This is a genomic window from Streptomyces sp. NPDC000880 (genome assembly GCF_053599675.1).
In genome coordinates this window covers 96994-111548 of the sequence record NZ_JBSFMS010000005.1, presented here as the reverse complement: position 1 = coordinate 111548, position 14555 = coordinate 96994, and the positions used below count along the sequence as shown (strand labels likewise).

Sequence of the window (14555 nt, the reverse complement as noted above, 5' to 3'; positions counted from 1 at the left end):
CTCTTTGTTACAACAAAACCACACCCCACCGCCCCCCCCTCCCACCTCCGCCCCCCGCGCCGCCCCCCCCCCCCCCCGGGGGCGGCCCCCCCCGGGCCGCACCGTCGGCATGGAAAAGGATGGTTCCGGATGGACAGATTCAGAGGCGGCTCGGCACGGTTCGGCTTACGGCTGCTCCTGCTGCTGGCGATGCTGCTCGGCCTGAGTTCCGCTCCCGCGTACTCAGACACGAAGGGTCCCCAGGCTCCTGCGTTCAAGGTGATCGCCTTCTACAACGGAACCTGGGACGCGGCCCACATCAGTTTCGTCAGGGAAGCCAACCAGTGGTTTCCCCAGACCGCCGCGAGCAACAACTTCTCGTACACCTCGACCAACAACTGGGATCTGCTGAGCAGCAGCGCCCTGGACCAGTACCAGGTGGTTCTCTTCCTGGACGACCTGCCGCAGACGGCGGCCCGGCGTGCGGGATTCGAGCGGTACATGGGGGCGGGCGGGGCCTGGATGGGATTCCACGTTTCCGCATTCACCACCAACGCGCAGAACTGGCCCTGGTACCACAACCAGTTCCTCGGCAGCGGCGGCTTCAAATCGAACACCTGGGGGCCGACGACCGCGGTGCTGCGAACCGAGGACCGGACGCATCCCTCGACCGTGGGCCTGCCCACCACCTTCACCTCGTCGGTGAGCGAGTGGTACAGCTGGCAGAACGACCTGCGCAACAACCCGGACATCAAGATCCTTGCGTCCGTCGACCCGGTGAGCTTCCCACTGGGCACTGACCCCAACCAGTCCTGGTACAGCGGCTACTACCCGATCCTCTGGACCAACACCAAGTACAAGATGCTCTACGCCAACTTCGGGCACAACGCCGTGGACTACAGCACGGGAACGACACTGTCTTCCACGTTCGCCAACGCCACGCAGAACCGGTTCCTGGTGGACGGGCTGAAGTGGCTGGGCGGCGGCGGAGGCGATCCCACGCCGACGGCCCCGATATCCGAGACCGCCTGGTATTCGCTCACCGGCAGCGCGACCGGCGCCTGTGTGGATGCCCGCGGAGCGGCCACCGCCAATGGGACCGCGATCCAGCAGTACGCGTGCAATCAGACCGCGGCTCAGCAGTACCAATTCCGCTCCACGGACGGCGGGTTCATGCGCATAGGCGTCCGAGCCAACAGCCAGCAGGTCATCGACGTGACCAATGTGTCGACCGCCGACAATGCCCCCCTCCAGCTGTGGTCCTACGGAGGCGGAGCCAACCAGCAGTGGCAACCAGTGCGGGAATCCTCCGGTCGCTATCACTTCGTCGCCCGGCACAGCGGAAAATGCCTCAGCACGCCGGCGTCCTCGGCGGGCGGCGTCCAGCTGATTCAGCGTTCCTGCGACAACTCGGCCGCACAGAGCTTCCAGCTCACCGCCCAGCCCTGACGGTTACTCGATAAATCCGCTCCCCCATGCACCGCCGGCACACGGCCGCCCGTGTGCCGGCTCCGCTGACCGCCTTGGAAGCGGCTGGGCCGGCGTACGCGCACGGCTGGCCCCGCCCATGGCCGGTATCCGCTCTACTGTGCCGCTGTGTCCCTGAGAGCGTCGATCAGCCCGCGCAACGCGGGCTGGGGCAGCGAGGTTTCCCGCACCGCCGCGTAGATCCCGCGGATCGGCTCGGGTTTGCGGACCTTGCGTACGACGACTCCGGGATGGCGGCTTCCCAGGCCCATTCTCGGCATCAGGCTGATTCCGAGACCAGCGGCGACAAAGCCCTGGGCCGTGGCGTAATCCTCGCTGTCCACCACGAAGTTGGGACTGAACCCCGCCGCGGCGCAGGCATCGAGCACGACGTCGGGGCAGGGGCCGGACGCCCATTCGTTGCCGACCCATGGCTCGTCGGCGAGGTCGGCCAGGTCGAGTACGCGCTTTTCGGCAAGCCGGTGCCGCCGCGGTGACGGACCCGTCGGCACGTCAGCGGCTGCCGCGTGCCCGGAGAACCGGGGCGCGACGGTACTCGACGGGTGAGGGGGCGTTCGTGGGTGCCGGTGCGCTGGACCACGCGGTGCACAGTGACCGCGGCCCCGGTGAGCGGTTCGCCTTCCGGGTGCGTGCCATAGGTCGGCGCCGGCCTGTGCTGCCCGGTCGCATCGCCACCTGGGAGTACCGCTTCGCGGCCGTCGATGGCGGCACCCGGGTGACCGAGACCTGGACCGACGACCGGCGTGCCTGGCCCGATGCGCTGGCCCATGCCTTCGACAGGCTGGCGACCCGGGGGCACACGTTCGCCGACTTCCAGCGCCGCAATATCCGCACCACCCTGGACAACCTGAAGCAGGCGATGGAGGCGGGGCCGGCCAAGGACTGACCGGTCGGCTGCGCTCAGCCGGTGGACAGTCCGGCCGCGGACGCGGCGAGCGCGTCGAGGAGCGGCCGGAACAGGGGGTGCGCTTCCGCTCCACGGCGTACGGCGGCGAAGACCCGGCGGGTCGCGGCAGGGCCCGCCACCGGCCGCACGACGGTGTCCTTCAACTCCATCCCGCGCAGCGCCGAGCGGGGTACCAGCGCCACCCCGGCGCCCGCTCCGGCAAGTGCCACGACGGCGCGGAAGTCGTCCGAGGAGTGCATGAGGCGGGGCTGGAAACCGGCTAGTTCGCAGGCGAGCAGCACCATGTCGTGGCAGGGGTTGCCGGGGTACGGACCGATCCAGTCGCTGTCCGCGAGCTCGGCCAGCGCGACGCGTTCGGACGCGCCGAGGGGGTGGCCGGCGTGCAGCACGGCGTCGAAGGGCTCCGCGTACAGCGGCACGCGAGCCAGGCGTCGGTCGTCCTCGCGGGGCGCTCCCCGGTATTCGACAGCGACGGCCAGATCCGCCTCGCCGTCGAGCACCAGTGGCAGGCTCTCGTCGCCCTCGGCGTCCCGTACGCGTACCCGGATGCCCGGGTGCTCCGCGGCGAGGCGCCCTATGGCCGGGGCGACGACCTCGGCGATGCCGGTGGCGAACGCGGCGACCGTGACCTCGCCGGACGCGCCGCCCGCGTAGGCCGCGAGCTCTGCCTCGGCCCGCTCCAGCTGGGTCAGAACCGCGTTGGCGTGCTCCAGCAGGATTTCTCCGGCCGCCGTAAGCCGTACGCCTTTGCCGCTGCGGGTCAGCAGGGTGTGACCGGTCTCCTGTTCCAGCGCGGCGAGCTGCTGGGAGACGGCGGAGGGGGTCAGATACAGCGCTGCGGCAGCGGCGGTCACCGTTCGGTGGTCCGCCGCGGCACGCAGGATACGCAGCCGGCGGGGGTCAATCACCCAGCCATTGTCGCCCGCGCGTCGACGAAGGCCGCCACCGCCCGCTCCACGTCCTCGGTGGAATGCGCGGCCGAGAGCTGGACCCGGATCCGGGCCTGGTCCATCGGGACGACGGGGTACGAGAAGCCGATGACGTACACGCCGCGCTCCAGCAGGAGTTCGGCCATCCGGCCGGCCTCGGCGGCGTCGCCGATCATGACTGGGGCGATGGCGTGGTCGCCGGGCAGGATCTTGAAGCCCGCCTCGGTCATCTTGGTACGGAAGAGCGCGGTGTTCGCGTTCAGCCGCTCGCGCAGGTCACCGGCCGACTCCAGCAGGTCGAGGACCTTGAGGGAGGCTGCGGCGATCACCGGGGCGAGGGAGTTGGAGAAGAGGTACGGGCGGGAGCGCTGGCGCAGCAGGGCCACGATCTCGGCGCGGGCCGCGACATAGCCGCCGGACGCGCCGCCGAGCGCCTTGCCGAGGGTGCCGGTGATGATGTCGACGCGGTCCATCACGCCGTGCAGCTCGGGGGTGCCGCGGCCGCCGGGGCCGACGAAGCCGACTGCGTGCGAGTCGTCGACCATGACCATCGCGTCGTAGCGGTCGGCGAGGTCGCAGATCTCGGCGAGGGGGGCGACATAGCCGTCCATGGAGAACACGCCGTCGGTGACGATGAGGCGGCGGCGGGCGTCCTGGGTCTCCTTGAGCTGCTGCTCAAGGTCGGCGATGTCGCGGTTGGCGTAGCGGTGGCGGCGGGCCTTGGACAGGCGGATGCCATCGATGATGCTGGCGTGGTTCAGGGAGTCGGAGATGACCGCGTCCTCGGGGCCGAGGAGGGTCTCGAAGACGCCGCCGTTGGCGTCGAAACAGGAGGAGTAGAGGATCGTGTCCTCCTGGCCGAGGAACGCCGACAGGCGTGCCTCGAGCTCCTTGTGCACGTCCTGCGTGCCGCAGATGAAACGGACGGAGGCCATGCCGTAGCCCCAGCGGTCCAGCGCTTCCTTGGCGGCGGCGACGACCTCGGGGTGGTCGGCGAGACCGAGGTAGTTGTTGGCGCAGAAGTTGAGCACGTCACCCGAGGCGACAGATACGGAGGCGTTCTGCGGGGTGGCGATGACCCGCTCCGGCTTGTAGAGACCGGCGGCGCGGATCTCCTCGAGGGTGGTGCGGAGGTCGTCGCGGACGGACGCGTACATGGTGGGGCTCCTTAACGAAAAGCTTTCAGACGGTCCAGTCGAGGATGATCTTGCCACTGCGGGCGGTGGCGGCCTCGTCGAAAGCGGCGTCGAAGTCCTGGTAACCGTAGCTGCCAGTGATCACCGGCGAGAGGTCGAGGCCGCCTTCGAGCAGGACCGTCATCGCGTACCAGGTCTCGAACATCTCGCGGCCGTAGATGCCCTTGATTGTGATCATCGACGTGACGATCTTCGACCAGTCGACGGCGAACTCGTCCGCGGGCAGGCCCAGCATGGCGATGCGGCCGCCGTGCGTCATATTGGCGACCATGTCGCGCATCGCCTCGGGGCGGCCGGACATCTCAAGACCGATGTCGAAACCCTCCTTGAGCCCGAGCTGCCGCTGCGCCTCGGCGATGTCGCTCTGGGCGACGTTCAGAGCGAGGGTGGCGCCGGCTTTGCGGGCCAGTTCCAGGCGGGGCTCGCTGACATCGGTGATGACGACATTGCGCGCGCCGGCGTGCCGGGCGACGGCCGCGGCCATGATCCCGATCGGGCCCGCGCCGGTGATCAGTACGTCTTCGCCGACCAGCGGGAACGAGAGCGCGGTGTGCACGGCGTTCCCGAACGGGTCGAAGATCGCGGCGATGTCCAGGTCGACCTTCGTGCGGTGCACCCAGACATTGGACGCGGGCAGCGCGACATACTCGGCGAACGCGCCGTCGCGGCCGACGCCGAGGCCGATGGTACTGCGGCACAGATGGCGGCGGCCGGCGAGACAGTTGCGGCACTTGCCGCAGACGAGGTGGCCCTCGCCGCTCACCACGTCGCCCACCGCGATGTCCTGGACGTCGGCGCCGACCGCGGCGACCTCGCCGACGAACTCGTGGCCGAGGACGCGGGGCGCACTGACGGCATGCTGGGCCCAGCCGTCCCACGACCTGATGTGCAGGTCGGTGCCGCAGATCCCGGTGCGCAGCACCTTGATCAGCACGTCAGCGGGGCCGGTCTCCGGCTCCGGCACGTCCATGAGCCAGAGACCTGGCTCGGCGTGCTGCTTGACAAGTGCCTTCATCGGGGCGGCTCCAGCATCGTGGTGGGGGTGACCGAGGACAGGTGTGACGGCTCCGGCGGGTGCGGCGGCGGATGCGACGGTTGCGGCAGTACCGGCCGGTGGACCTGCACCAATCTGCCCATCGGTGACTTCAGAGTCCATCGAGGATTTCTTAAGCGGGCCAACAGCGCAGCTTCATGCCGGTCCGGCGTCCAAGATTCCGAGAGAGGAAACGACACGAACAACACGTTGTACGGGAAAGGGGACCGCACTCCGCAAGGCTGCACTGAACTCGCGCTCGGACCACTCGATCAGCTGCGGGTTTCGGTCGCAGCGCATCCGGGAGCCGGTCGTTCAACGAGCGGCGGGCGACTGGTTTTCGTGCCGCATCGGCGCCGCCGTGGGCCGCACCGCTTGTTCGGCTCCTGCCGCCGTCGCAGCACCGGTCAGTCGATGCCGTGGATGCTGCGGGCGCGGCCCGTGATGCCGCCGCTCTGGCGCGATACCCGCGCCTCCATCAGGTTGGGAAGGTCGGCGGCCGAGGCGTCGGCCCGTCGGTCGGTCAGCCGGTTCGGTCCCCGGCCGCCCCATCAAGGCTCCGACAGTTGCGAGCGACCCGTAGTCAGCCCACAGGCCCCGTCTTTCTGATGCGCAGTCGCCTGAGCAGGCCGTGTCCGTACGGACTTCGGCGCACCGGCATCAGCCGGGGGCGCCCGGGAACTTCCTCACCCTTGAACTCGGGGTCGGTCTTCGCGGCGGGCCGTGGCGCCGGGCGCAGCTCGCGCGCCTCCCGCAGGGCATGGGCCAGGCTCACTCGGTGCCAGAGGATCTCGTCCGGGTGGCCCGCCAGGAGCAGCCGCCCCACCACCTCTCTCCCGGCCTGCGATTCCGGGCGGCCCGGGACGAGTTCGGGCCGGAGCACCCGCAGATGCGAGCGTTCGTAGGGATCGGGCACCACCTCCGCCACGGCGAACGGGTCAAGTACCGAGGCGATCGCCGCGGCCCGCTCCCAGGGGTCCTCGGTCCTGCGCAGCAGCAGTCCGAGCCGTCGGCCCCGCCAGTTCCGTGGGCGCCGGTCCTCGCCCTTGTCCAGCATCGTCCGAAGAGCGGGCGGGGTCCTGCCGCTGAGGAGGTCGGGATGGGCGAGGGCGAATTCGCTGAGTTCTTCGGCCAGATAGAGCCAGACGACCGCGCGGTAGCGGTTCAGATAAAACCGGATCGGGATGACATGGCCGGTGCGGGCGAGCCGGGTGAACCGCGCCGGGCTGATCGAGATGAGCCGCGCGCCCTCGACCGTGCCCACGGTCCTCACCCGGTCCCGCAGGGCGTCCGGGAATCCTTCCGCCCTGCGCAGCTGGTCGACCTCCTGCCGGTCGATCCGTGGCGGGCCGCCGCTCGCACCGGGAGTGGTGCGGATGTGCCCCAACTGGACCGCGAGATCCAGCTCGCCCCGCTTCAGGTCCAGTTCCTGAGCGGCCCGGCCCAGTGCCAGACTGCCCACCGCCGCGCCGCTTCCGGCTGCTGTCTGACTGCTCGGTGCGTGCGGTGCGTGCGGTGCGTGCGGTGCGTGCGGTGCGTGCGGTGCGTGCGGTGCGTGCGGTGCGTGCGGTGCGTGCGGTGCCAGACTGCGCGTCGATGCTTCCTTCACCGTCATGACGGTCTCCCCCGTGAGGTGTGAATACTCTCGGTGACGACCGTAGCCCGACTGCGGCACTTCCCGCCCGGCCTGTGGAAAACTCCACGGACCGGGCCATGCCCAGCCGAATTCCCGCAGCTCAGCGGGCAGTCCCGCCCGGCTGCCTGGCCTCGACGCCCAGATGCTCGCCGACCCGGTTCACCATCAGCGTCATCTCGTACGCGACCTGACCGACATCCGCCTCGGCCGCGCTGAGGACGCACAGACAGCTTCCCTCGCCTGCCGCCGTGACGAAGAGCAGCGCTTCGTCGAACTCGACCATGGTCTGACGCGCCTTGCCCGCGCGGAAATGCCGTCCGGACCCGCGCGCCAGGGAGTGCAGACCGGACGAGACCGCGGCGAGATGTTCCGCGTCCTCGCGCGCCAGTCCCGTACTCGCTCCGGTCACCAGACCGTCGTTGGAAAGCACCAATGCGTGACGTATGTACTCAATCCTCTTCGTCAGGTCGTCCAGTAGCCAGTCAAGTCCCTTGTCCAACGCCATGGTCGGTCCTCCCCGCTCATACGTTCCCCGTGGCCGCGCGTCGCCCGTAAGCCTTTCGTACGAGGGACGACACGGCAAGGTGCAGCCAGCCGACGGAATCGAGCAGCCGGACAGTGTGCATCCGGCTGGCATATTCGACCAGTCGTACGAGCACTTCCTTTCCGGAGTCGTGATCACGCGCGTCGCACAGCACCACAGGTGTCCCGCGATCGAGATCGAGGGCGCGTGAGACTTCATGCGCACCGTAAGTGCGGGCGCCGGCGAAGCAGTTGACCGCGACAACAAACGGAATGCGGCGGTGCTCGAAGTAATCGGCGGCGGGAAAGCAGTGCACGAGGCGCCGTGTGTCGGCGAGGACCAAGGGCGGCCCTCCCCGGTGGGAAGGGATCGCTTTTAGAGCGTTGTGATTGTTCCGGGCCCATTCGATGCCCATTTCTGCAGCCCTTTCCGCAGTCTTCCCGCAGTCTTCCCGCAGTCCTTCTGTAGCCACTCCATGCACCGGAGGGGCGCGACCGGCGAGGCCGCAGGATATTCGCTGGCGGCTTCCGCCGGGTGTGCCGAGGATCGGGTCATGCCCTACTTCCTTGCGACCGACCGTCTTGGGCTTCGCCCTTTCAGCGAGGCCGATGTGGACCATCTGTTCGACCTCGACAACGATCCCGAGGTCATGCGTTTCATCAACGGAGGCCGGCCCACCACCCGCGAAGCGGTCAAGGCCGAGTCTCTGCCACGGTTCCTCCGTCACTATCCGTGCATCGACAACCGCGGCTGCTGGGCGGCCGAGGAGCGCACCACCGGCGAATTTCTGGGCTGGTTCGAATTCCGGCCGCAGGACGACCACAGTGCCGCCGTGGTGGAACTCGGCTACCGGCTCGGCAGGGCAGCCTGGGGGCACGGTTACGCCACGGAGGGTTCGACCGCCTTGATCCGCAAGGGGTTCACGGAGCTCGGCGTGCTGCGGGTGACCGCGAACACGATGACGGTCAACGCCCGTTCGCGGCATGTGATGGAGAAAGCGGGCCTGAGCTATGTCCGGACCTTCTTCGAGGAGTGGCCGGAGACCATCGAAGGTGCCGAGCGGGGCGATGTCGAGTACGCCCTGACCAGAGCCGACTGGGCGCGTGCGCGCTAGAGAGCCCTCAGTCCCTCGATCACCTCCCTGAGGATCTTCTCGTCGGGCAGCTGAGCGGGCGGTACGGGGCGGCTGACGCGGACATAACCCGCTTCGAGGAGATCGCCGAGAAGGACCCGTACGACACCGACCGGCAGATCGGCGTCGGCGGCGAGTTCCGCGACGGACTGGGTCTCGCAGCGGCACAGCGTGAGCAGTGCGCGGTGTTCGGGGCCGAGGAGGGACTCCTCTGCGGCGCCCGGTGCGTCGGCGGCGATGTCGACCAGTGCGATCAGGTCGAACCGTACGTTGCTGGGGCCCGGCTTGGTCCGCCCGCCGGTCATCGCGTACGGGCGGACGAGCGGGCCGGCTTCGGCGTCGTACCACTGGCTGCCGACGATGTCGGCCATGTCTGATGCGTCGGTCATGTTCGTCACGTCGCGATGATGCGCGGCGGGGTGCGCAAATGCTCGCCGACACGTTTGACGAGACGCGCCATTTCATAGGCGATCAGGCCGATGTCGGCGACGACGGAGGTGAGTACGGCGAGGCAGGACCCGTCGCCCGCGGCCGCCACGAAGAGGAAGCCGTCGTCCATCTCCACCATCGTCTGGCGTACGCCCCCGGCGTGAAAGTGGCGTCCCGCTCCCTTTGCCAGGCTGTGGAATCCGGAGGCGACGGCTGCCAGATGCTCGGCGTCCTCGCGGGTCAGCGCGGTTGAAGCACCCACCGGCAGGCCGTCGTTGGACAGCACGACCGCGTGGCGGACTTCGCCGACGCGCAGGACGAGGTCGTCCAGCAGCCAGTCGAGGTCGCCAAGGGTGTGGCGGGCTGCGGCTGTCTCGTGCTCGGTCATGGTCTGTCTCCTTCGCTGCCGGGGGCGGCGGCGGTGCGAGGCGCGGGCATGCGAAGCGCGGGCGGGCGGGGTGCTGCCATGCCACGCGCGCCCGTGCCTGGAGCCGCGCCGCCGCCCCTGGTCCAGCCGTTGCGGTACGCCGTCATTCGGTCCCGTACCTGTTCGGGGGTGCGTTCGGGGGATTCCTCCGCGCCCGTTGCCTGGTCCTCCGGCTCCTTGGCCGGGGGCTCTTCACGCAACTGCGGGACGAGGTGCGCCTGCCTGACCCGGCGCGGGAGTTCGCCGTTCTCGGTCTGCGGCGGGGCGCCGCGCAGCCGCAGGGCGGTGACTCCGGGCGGTGTGGGAATCTCGGCCTGCGCTGCGAGCGCCGGGCGGTGGGCCGGGGCCGGGACGGGTGGGCTTGTCCTGCGCGGTCCCGGTTCCGGCGGCGCGGACGGTGCCTCGTGGCCGGGGTCCGGAGCACCGCGGGAGCCCGCCGGGGCGGTCAGGGCGCTCTGCAGGAGTGAGGTCGGCAGCAGCACCACCGCGGTTGTGCCGCCGTACGGCGAGGTGCGCAGATGGACCTTGATGTCGCGGCGAAGGGCAAGGCGGCTGACGACAAACAGGCCGAGCCGGTCGCTGTCGAACAGGTCGAGGGCTTCGGACTCCTCCAGGCGGCGGTTGGCTTCCGCGAGGGTGTCCTTGCCCATGCCGAGGCCGCGGTCCTCGATCTCCAGGACGTAGCCGTTGCCGACGGGTTCGCCGCTGACCCGCACCTTGGTGTAGGGCGGGGAGAACTGGGCGGCGTTCTCGACCAGTTCGGCCAGCAGGTGGGTGACGTCGGCGACAGCGGCGCCGACGACGGCGGTCTCGGGGAGTTGCCGCACCTCCACGCGCGCGTAGTCCTCGATTTCCGAGACGGCGGCCCGTACGACGCTGGTCAGCGGGACGGGCAGGCGCCAGGCGCGACCGGGCGCGGCGCCGGACAGGATGATCAGGCTCTCGGCGTGCCGCCGCATACGGGTGGTGAGGTGGTCGAGCCGGAACAGGTCGCCGAGTTCGTTCGGGTCGTCGGCGCGGCGCTCCATGGTGTCGAGCAGGGTGAGCTGGCGGTGGACCAGGATCTGGCTGCGGCGGGCGAGGTTGACGAAGACGCCGGAGATGCTGCCGGCGAGCTCGGCGCGTTCGATCGCGGCGCGCAGCGCGGCCCGGTGGACGATGCCGAGCGCCTCGCCGACCTGGCCGATCTCGTCCTCGGCGGGCGGACCCGGTGGGGCCTCGGCCTGGATGTCGATCTCTTCGCCGGTACGCAGTCGGCGCATGGCGTGCGGCAGCCTGTGCCGGGCGATCTTGAGTGCGCCGTTGCGCAGGCTGATCAGTTCGACGACGAGGACGCGGCCGATGCGTACGGAGATGATCAACGAGGCGGTGACAGCGGCGAGTCCGAGGAGCACGGCCGCTCCTGCCGGGGTGAGGATGCCGCCCGTGACGGGGTCCGCCCTGTCTGCGGCGCTGCCGCGGGCGTCCGTCTCGATGGCGCGTATGCCGTCCGCGACGGTGGCACGGGCCTTGTCCCACGCCGTGGCCGGGACGGTCTGTGCCGCCTTGCGGCCTGCGGGGGCGGTGAGCACCTTGTCCTCGGCCAATTGCAACTGCCGGTAGGCGCTCTGCCCGGCGAGTTGGCGCCAGGCGGTGCGCTCGGGGCCGCGCAGGTCGATGACGGTCGATTCGGTGAGGCTTCTGCGGGTCGAGACGGCTCCGGTGAACAGCCGCAGGCGTTCCGCGGCCATGGAGTTGCTGAGCTGCGCCGAGGTGAGGAGCGCGTCCTCCTGAGCGAGCATCTCGCCGGCCCGGGCGAACTCCAGCAGCACGCGGGCATCAGAGCCCGGTCCGGCGTCCTGGACGCCGGCGAGTGCGCCGGAAACGCCGAACGCGGCGGTGACGGTGGCGGTGTACTGCTCGTACGTGGCGTTCCAGCGGGCCTTGCCGTTGACGACGGCGGCGCGGAGGGTTCGCAGTCCCTCCGCGCGGGCGACGAACTGGTCAAGCCGTCCCGCGACGCCGGCCGGGAGGCCGCCGCCCGCGGCGACCGTCGTCCGGTCGTTGAGGCGCAGTCTGCTCACGGCGTCGTCGGTACGCCGTGCCTCCTGCTGCACTGCGGCGACGCCTTCGTCCGAGGGAGCCGCCACCTGACGTACGGCCGCGCGCCGTTCGGCCTGCAGGGCGGCGACCGCGGCGGCTACAGGTTCGCGGATCTGGGCGTCGACGCGCTGCAACTGGCTCAGCCGCGACACCTCCTGGGCGGTGCTGACGGTGGCGAACCCCCACAGGGCCAGCAGCGAGACGACGGGCACCATCAGCAGGGAGATGATCTTCGCTCGTACGGTTCTGGGGCGCGGCAGCCATCGTCCGCGTACGACAGCGGCGGTCGGGGGTATGTCCGGTGGCTCCTGTCCGGTGTGTTCGACTGCGGGCGGCCCGGCGTGCGCGCGTCGTCCGCGGGCTGCCGACGCGGGCGCGGGCGGCAGCGGGGGCGGCGTCGTCGGGTCGGCGCCCGGGGTCCTGCGGGGTGTGCGCATGGCCTCCTCGTTCCGGTTACGGGGCTGGGGGTGCGGCAGCCGGGCCGGCTAGGCGGTGGGTCGGCCGCTCGGCCGAGGTGTAGGCGGCGCGTTCGCGTGCCGTCGGGGAGAGCGCGACGAACGCGGAGGTGACGAAGAGGTACGACCCGAGGCCGACGGCGAGGGGGAAGATGAATTGCATCGCCGCGGCCCCGGGCAGTTCGGCGCCGGAGGGCTCGACCCGCACGCTGACCGCGAGCATTCCGGTGTAGTGCATGCTGCTGACCGCCGCGCCCATGACGAGCGAGGCGATCGCGACCGCCACCGGCGACTTGATGTTGAGCGCCGCCCACAGGGCCGCGGTCGCGGCGACCACGGCGATGACGACGGAAACCACGATGAGCAGTGGGTCGTAGCGCACCGTGCCGTGCAGCCGCAGGGCGGCCATGCCCAGGTAGTGCATGCTGGCCACCCCGAGCCCGGTGGTGAGCCCGCCGACCAGCAGCGACCTGGCAGGGTCGCGGCCGAAGCCGACGCAGAACACACCGGCGCCGACGACCAGCATGGCGACGAGCAGGCTGAGGATGGTCAGCGGCACGTAGCGGATGTCGGTGCCGCGCACGGCGAAGCCGAGCATCGCGACGAAGTGCATCGTCCAGATGCCGGTGCCGATCGCCGATGCGGCGGTGATCAGCCAGTTGCGGCGGGAGCGGCCGTTCGCGCCGAGCGCGCGTACGGTGCAGCGCAGCCCGAGGGCGGCGCCGATGACGGCCATCGCGTACGACAGCACGGGAGTCAGCAAGCCGAAGGCGGCGTGGTCCAGGTGTCCCATGGCTCAGTGACGCTAGACCCGCAGGGGGCGCGCACAAGGGGCGCATTTCGAAAGCTGATGGAATATGACAGAGAGATGTTTCAGAACGATCGTGCCGCGCTCGAACGTGTGCACAGTACGGTCGTGGTGCCGCACGATCGGATCGGCTGAGCCACCCGGGCGGACGAGCCGCACGGTCGGGTCGGGTGGACCGCACGGTCGGCTGAGCCGGTGGGGGATCATGGCCTCATGGCCGACGACCACACACATGTGCAGGAGTTCTTCGGCGCCCGCGCCGCGGACTGGGACACGCGCTTCCCCGACGACGGCCCGGCCTACGCCGCCGCCGTCGCCGAGCTCGGGCTGCACCCCGGCGACGCCGTGCTCGACGCCGGCTGCGGCACGGGCCGGGCACTGCCGCCCCTGCGGTCCGCCGTGGGACCGCGGGGCACGGTCATCGGAGCGGATCTGACACCCGCGATGCTGGCTGCGGCACTGCGCGCCGGGCGAGGCGACAGCGGGCAACTGCTGCTCACGGATGTAGCCAGGCTGCCGCTGCGCACCGAGTCACTGGACGCCGTGTTCGCCGCCGGCCTGATCGCCCACCTACCCCAACCGGACGTGAATCTACGCGAGTTGGCCCGGGTGGTGCGGCCGGGCGGAAGGCTGGCACTTTTCCACCCCATCGGCCGCGCGGCCCTCGCCGCCCGCCAGAGCCGGCAGATCACCGACGACGATCTGCGCGCCGGGCCCAACCTCCGTCCGCTGCTGGCCGGTTCGGGCTGGCGGATGATCTCGTACGTCGACGAGGACGCCCGCTTCCTCGCACTCGCCGTCCGTCAGGACTGAGCCGCCGCCACGGCCCGTACGAACTCCCCCGGGCTGTCGAACTTGACGTTGTATCCGGCGTCGGGACCGTGACCACCCGTACGCCGGAGGCCACCAGCTCGTCGTGGCATGGGAGTTCGCCACTGAGCGCCTTGCGAATACGTGCGTTAGATCGGCAGCTCAATGAGATCCGGCGCATCGTGGGCCGCGTACTGCGGTTCAGGCCTGTCGCGCTGCGGTGCAGGCCGAGTGGGTCGGCGCCACGAGATTGGCGGAGCTGGGGTGACTGCGTACCGCGATCGACTCCATCGCCCCGGGACGCCGACACTCGTTGCAGGTCCAAGACCGCACAGGGATGACAGACTTGAAAGATCGGCGGCGGACGCGCCGCCCTGGGGAGAGGTGGTCCTGGTGTTCAACAGGCTCCGCAAGTTCCTCGCGTACCGCCCCGAGGACCCCGAGGGGACGGCGGCAGGGCGGGTCCCGCCACGCCGGCACAACATCTTCGAGGCCGCGGCCGTCTATGTGTCGGGGTGCGTGGAGGACGATCAGGAGCAGATCGACGAGGCGGTGACCTGGGTGTCCCCCGAGGCGCTCTCCTTCGGGATAAACGAGCTGGCCTGCCGCGCGGTCATCGCCCTCGCCCGCGAGCGGGACGAGTCCCCGCAGACGGTGGCGCGTAGTCTCCTCGGCCTGCCCGCCGCCTGACGTCGGTCAGAGACAGGTCGTACCGGGCGAG

Annotated in this window: 14 protein-coding genes and 2 pseudogenes; 5 read left to right on the top strand and 11 right to left on the bottom strand. The window is 70.2% G+C overall.

Features of this window, described 5'->3' with window-relative positions; genetic code table 11:
• Positions 1-129: 129 nt before the first annotated feature.
• Positions 130-1428, top strand: a complete 1299-nt coding sequence (locus ACWDO5_RS03315) for a ThuA domain-containing protein (RefSeq protein WP_450527949.1) — start codon at positions 130-132, stop codon at positions 1426-1428.
• Positions 1429-1562: 134 nt separating this feature from the next.
• On the opposite strand, the gene ACWDO5_RS03310 is transcribed toward ACWDO5_RS03315, so the two are convergent.
• Positions 1563-1958, bottom strand: coding sequence for a LysR substrate-binding domain-containing protein (locus ACWDO5_RS03310; protein ID WP_450527948.1), 396 nt, complete (start codon positions 1956-1958; stop codon positions 1563-1565).
• A 75-nt stretch (positions 1959-2033) separates the two neighbouring features.
• On the opposite strand from ACWDO5_RS03310, the pseudogene ACWDO5_RS03305 reads away from it, so the two are divergent.
• Positions 2034-2353 (top strand): annotated as a pseudogene (locus tag ACWDO5_RS03305) (SRPBCC family protein); the annotation flags it as partial.
• Between the two features lie 14 nt (positions 2354-2367).
• Here the strand turns inward: ACWDO5_RS03305 and ACWDO5_RS03300 are convergent.
• The 6 genes and pseudogenes from ACWDO5_RS03300 to ACWDO5_RS03275 all read right to left on the bottom strand — a co-directional run.
• Entirely contained in the window at positions 2368-3282 is a 915-nt protein-coding gene (locus ACWDO5_RS03300; protein ID WP_450527946.1) for a LysR family transcriptional regulator, read from the bottom strand.
• Positions 3279-4460: a glycine C-acetyltransferase gene (locus ACWDO5_RS03295; RefSeq protein ID WP_450527944.1), complete on the bottom strand. Its 1182-nt coding sequence runs from the start codon at positions 4458-4460 to the stop codon at positions 3279-3281. Before ACWDO5_RS03295 ends, ACWDO5_RS03300 begins: the two co-directional genes overlap by 4 nt.
• A 25-nt stretch (positions 4461-4485) precedes the next feature.
• Positions 4486-5514 carry an L-threonine 3-dehydrogenase gene (gene tdh / locus ACWDO5_RS03290; protein WP_450527942.1) on the bottom strand — a complete coding sequence of 343 codons (1029 nt, stop codon included), beginning with the start codon at positions 5512-5514 and terminating at the stop codon, positions 4486-4488.
• Between the two features lie 601 nt (positions 5515-6115).
• Positions 6116-7147, bottom strand: a complete 1032-nt coding sequence (locus ACWDO5_RS03285; protein ID WP_450527940.1) for a DUF6397 family protein — start codon at positions 7145-7147, stop codon at positions 6116-6118.
• A gap of 121 nt (positions 7148-7268) precedes the next feature.
• Entirely contained in the window at positions 7269-7673 is a 405-nt protein-coding gene (locus ACWDO5_RS03280; RefSeq protein ID WP_450527938.1) for a roadblock/LC7 domain-containing protein, read from the bottom strand.
• Positions 7674-7761: 88 nt separating this feature from the next.
• A pseudogene (locus ACWDO5_RS03275) lies at positions 7762-8034 on the bottom strand (ATP-binding protein); the annotation flags it as partial.
• A 210-nt stretch (positions 8035-8244) separates the two neighbouring features.
• On the opposite strand from ACWDO5_RS03275, the gene ACWDO5_RS03270 reads away from it, so the two are divergent.
• Positions 8245-8805: a GNAT family N-acetyltransferase gene (locus ACWDO5_RS03270; RefSeq protein WP_450527937.1), complete on the top strand. Its 561-nt coding sequence runs from the start codon at positions 8245-8247 to the stop codon at positions 8803-8805.
• Here ACWDO5_RS03270 and ACWDO5_RS03265 read toward each other — a convergent pair.
• Genes ACWDO5_RS03265 through ACWDO5_RS03250 form a run of 4 tightly spaced genes read right to left on the bottom strand, consistent with a single transcriptional unit; the run spans position 8802 to position 13009 of the window.
• Positions 8802-9212, bottom strand: a complete 411-nt coding sequence (locus ACWDO5_RS03265) for a DUF742 domain-containing protein (RefSeq protein WP_450527955.1) — start codon at positions 9210-9212, stop codon at positions 8802-8804. The two genes, ACWDO5_RS03270 and ACWDO5_RS03265, sit on opposite strands and share 4 nt — an antisense overlap.
• 5 nt (positions 9213-9217) lie before the next feature.
• A complete protein-coding gene (locus tag ACWDO5_RS03260; protein WP_450527935.1) occupies positions 9218-9640 on the bottom strand; it encodes a roadblock/LC7 domain-containing protein in 423 nt (140 codons plus the stop codon).
• Positions 9637-12198, bottom strand: a complete 2562-nt coding sequence (locus tag ACWDO5_RS03255) for a nitrate- and nitrite sensing domain-containing protein (RefSeq protein ID WP_450527933.1) — start codon at positions 12196-12198, stop codon at positions 9637-9639. The genes ACWDO5_RS03260 and ACWDO5_RS03255 overlap by 4 nt, the downstream gene beginning before the upstream one ends.
• A 16-nt stretch (positions 12199-12214) precedes the next feature.
• The gene (locus ACWDO5_RS03250) at positions 12215-13009 is read right to left on the bottom strand and encodes an MHYT domain-containing protein (RefSeq protein ID WP_450527931.1); all 795 of its coding nucleotides are present in this window, start codon (positions 13007-13009) and stop codon (positions 12215-12217) included.
• Positions 13010-13237: 228 nt separating this feature from the next.
• Between ACWDO5_RS03250 and ACWDO5_RS03245 the strand changes: the two genes are divergently transcribed.
• Together ACWDO5_RS03245 and ACWDO5_RS03240 are read left to right on the top strand one after the other, a co-directional pair.
• Positions 13238-13837: a class I SAM-dependent methyltransferase gene (locus ACWDO5_RS03245; protein WP_450527929.1), complete on the top strand. Its 600-nt coding sequence runs from the start codon at positions 13238-13240 to the stop codon at positions 13835-13837.
• 390 nt (positions 13838-14227) lie between these two features.
• The gene (locus ACWDO5_RS03240) at positions 14228-14524 is read left to right on the top strand and encodes a hypothetical protein (RefSeq protein WP_450527927.1); all 297 of its coding nucleotides are present in this window, start codon (positions 14228-14230) and stop codon (positions 14522-14524) included.
• Positions 14525-14555: the final 31 nt, after the last annotated feature.

Bases quoted from the DNA above. Each gene is read 5' to 3' on its own strand.
- ACWDO5_RS03315 (WP_450527949.1), top strand. From the start codon at position 130: ATGGACAGATTCAGAGGCGGCTCGGCACGGTTCGGCTTACGGCTGCTC.
- ACWDO5_RS03295 (WP_450527944.1), bottom strand. From the start codon at position 4,460: ATGTACGCGTCCGTCCGCGACGACCTCCGCACCACCCTCGAGGAGATC.
- tdh (WP_450527942.1), bottom strand. From the start codon at position 5,514: ATGAAGGCACTTGTCAAGCAGCACGCCGAGCCAGGTCTCTGGCTCATG.
- ACWDO5_RS03285 (WP_450527940.1), bottom strand. From the start codon at position 7,147: ATGACGGTGAAGGAAGCATCGACGCGCAGTCTGGCACCGCACGCACCG.
- ACWDO5_RS03280 (WP_450527938.1), bottom strand. From the start codon at position 7,673: ATGGCGTTGGACAAGGGACTTGACTGGCTACTGGACGACCTGACGAAG.
- ACWDO5_RS03270 (WP_450527937.1), top strand. From the start codon at position 8,245: ATGCCCTACTTCCTTGCGACCGACCGTCTTGGGCTTCGCCCTTTCAGC.
- ACWDO5_RS03265 (WP_450527955.1), bottom strand. From the start codon at position 9,212: ATGACCGACGCATCAGACATGGCCGACATCGTCGGCAGCCAGTGGTAC.
- ACWDO5_RS03260 (WP_450527935.1), bottom strand. From the start codon at position 9,640: ATGACCGAGCACGAGACAGCCGCAGCCCGCCACACCCTTGGCGACCTC.
- ACWDO5_RS03255 (WP_450527933.1), bottom strand. From the start codon at position 12,198: ATGCGCACACCCCGCAGGACCCCGGGCGCCGACCCGACGACGCCGCCC.
- ACWDO5_RS03250 (WP_450527931.1), bottom strand. From the start codon at position 13,009: ATGGGACACCTGGACCACGCCGCCTTCGGCTTGCTGACTCCCGTGCTG.
- ACWDO5_RS03245 (WP_450527929.1), top strand. From the start codon at position 13,238: ATGGCCGACGACCACACACATGTGCAGGAGTTCTTCGGCGCCCGCGCC.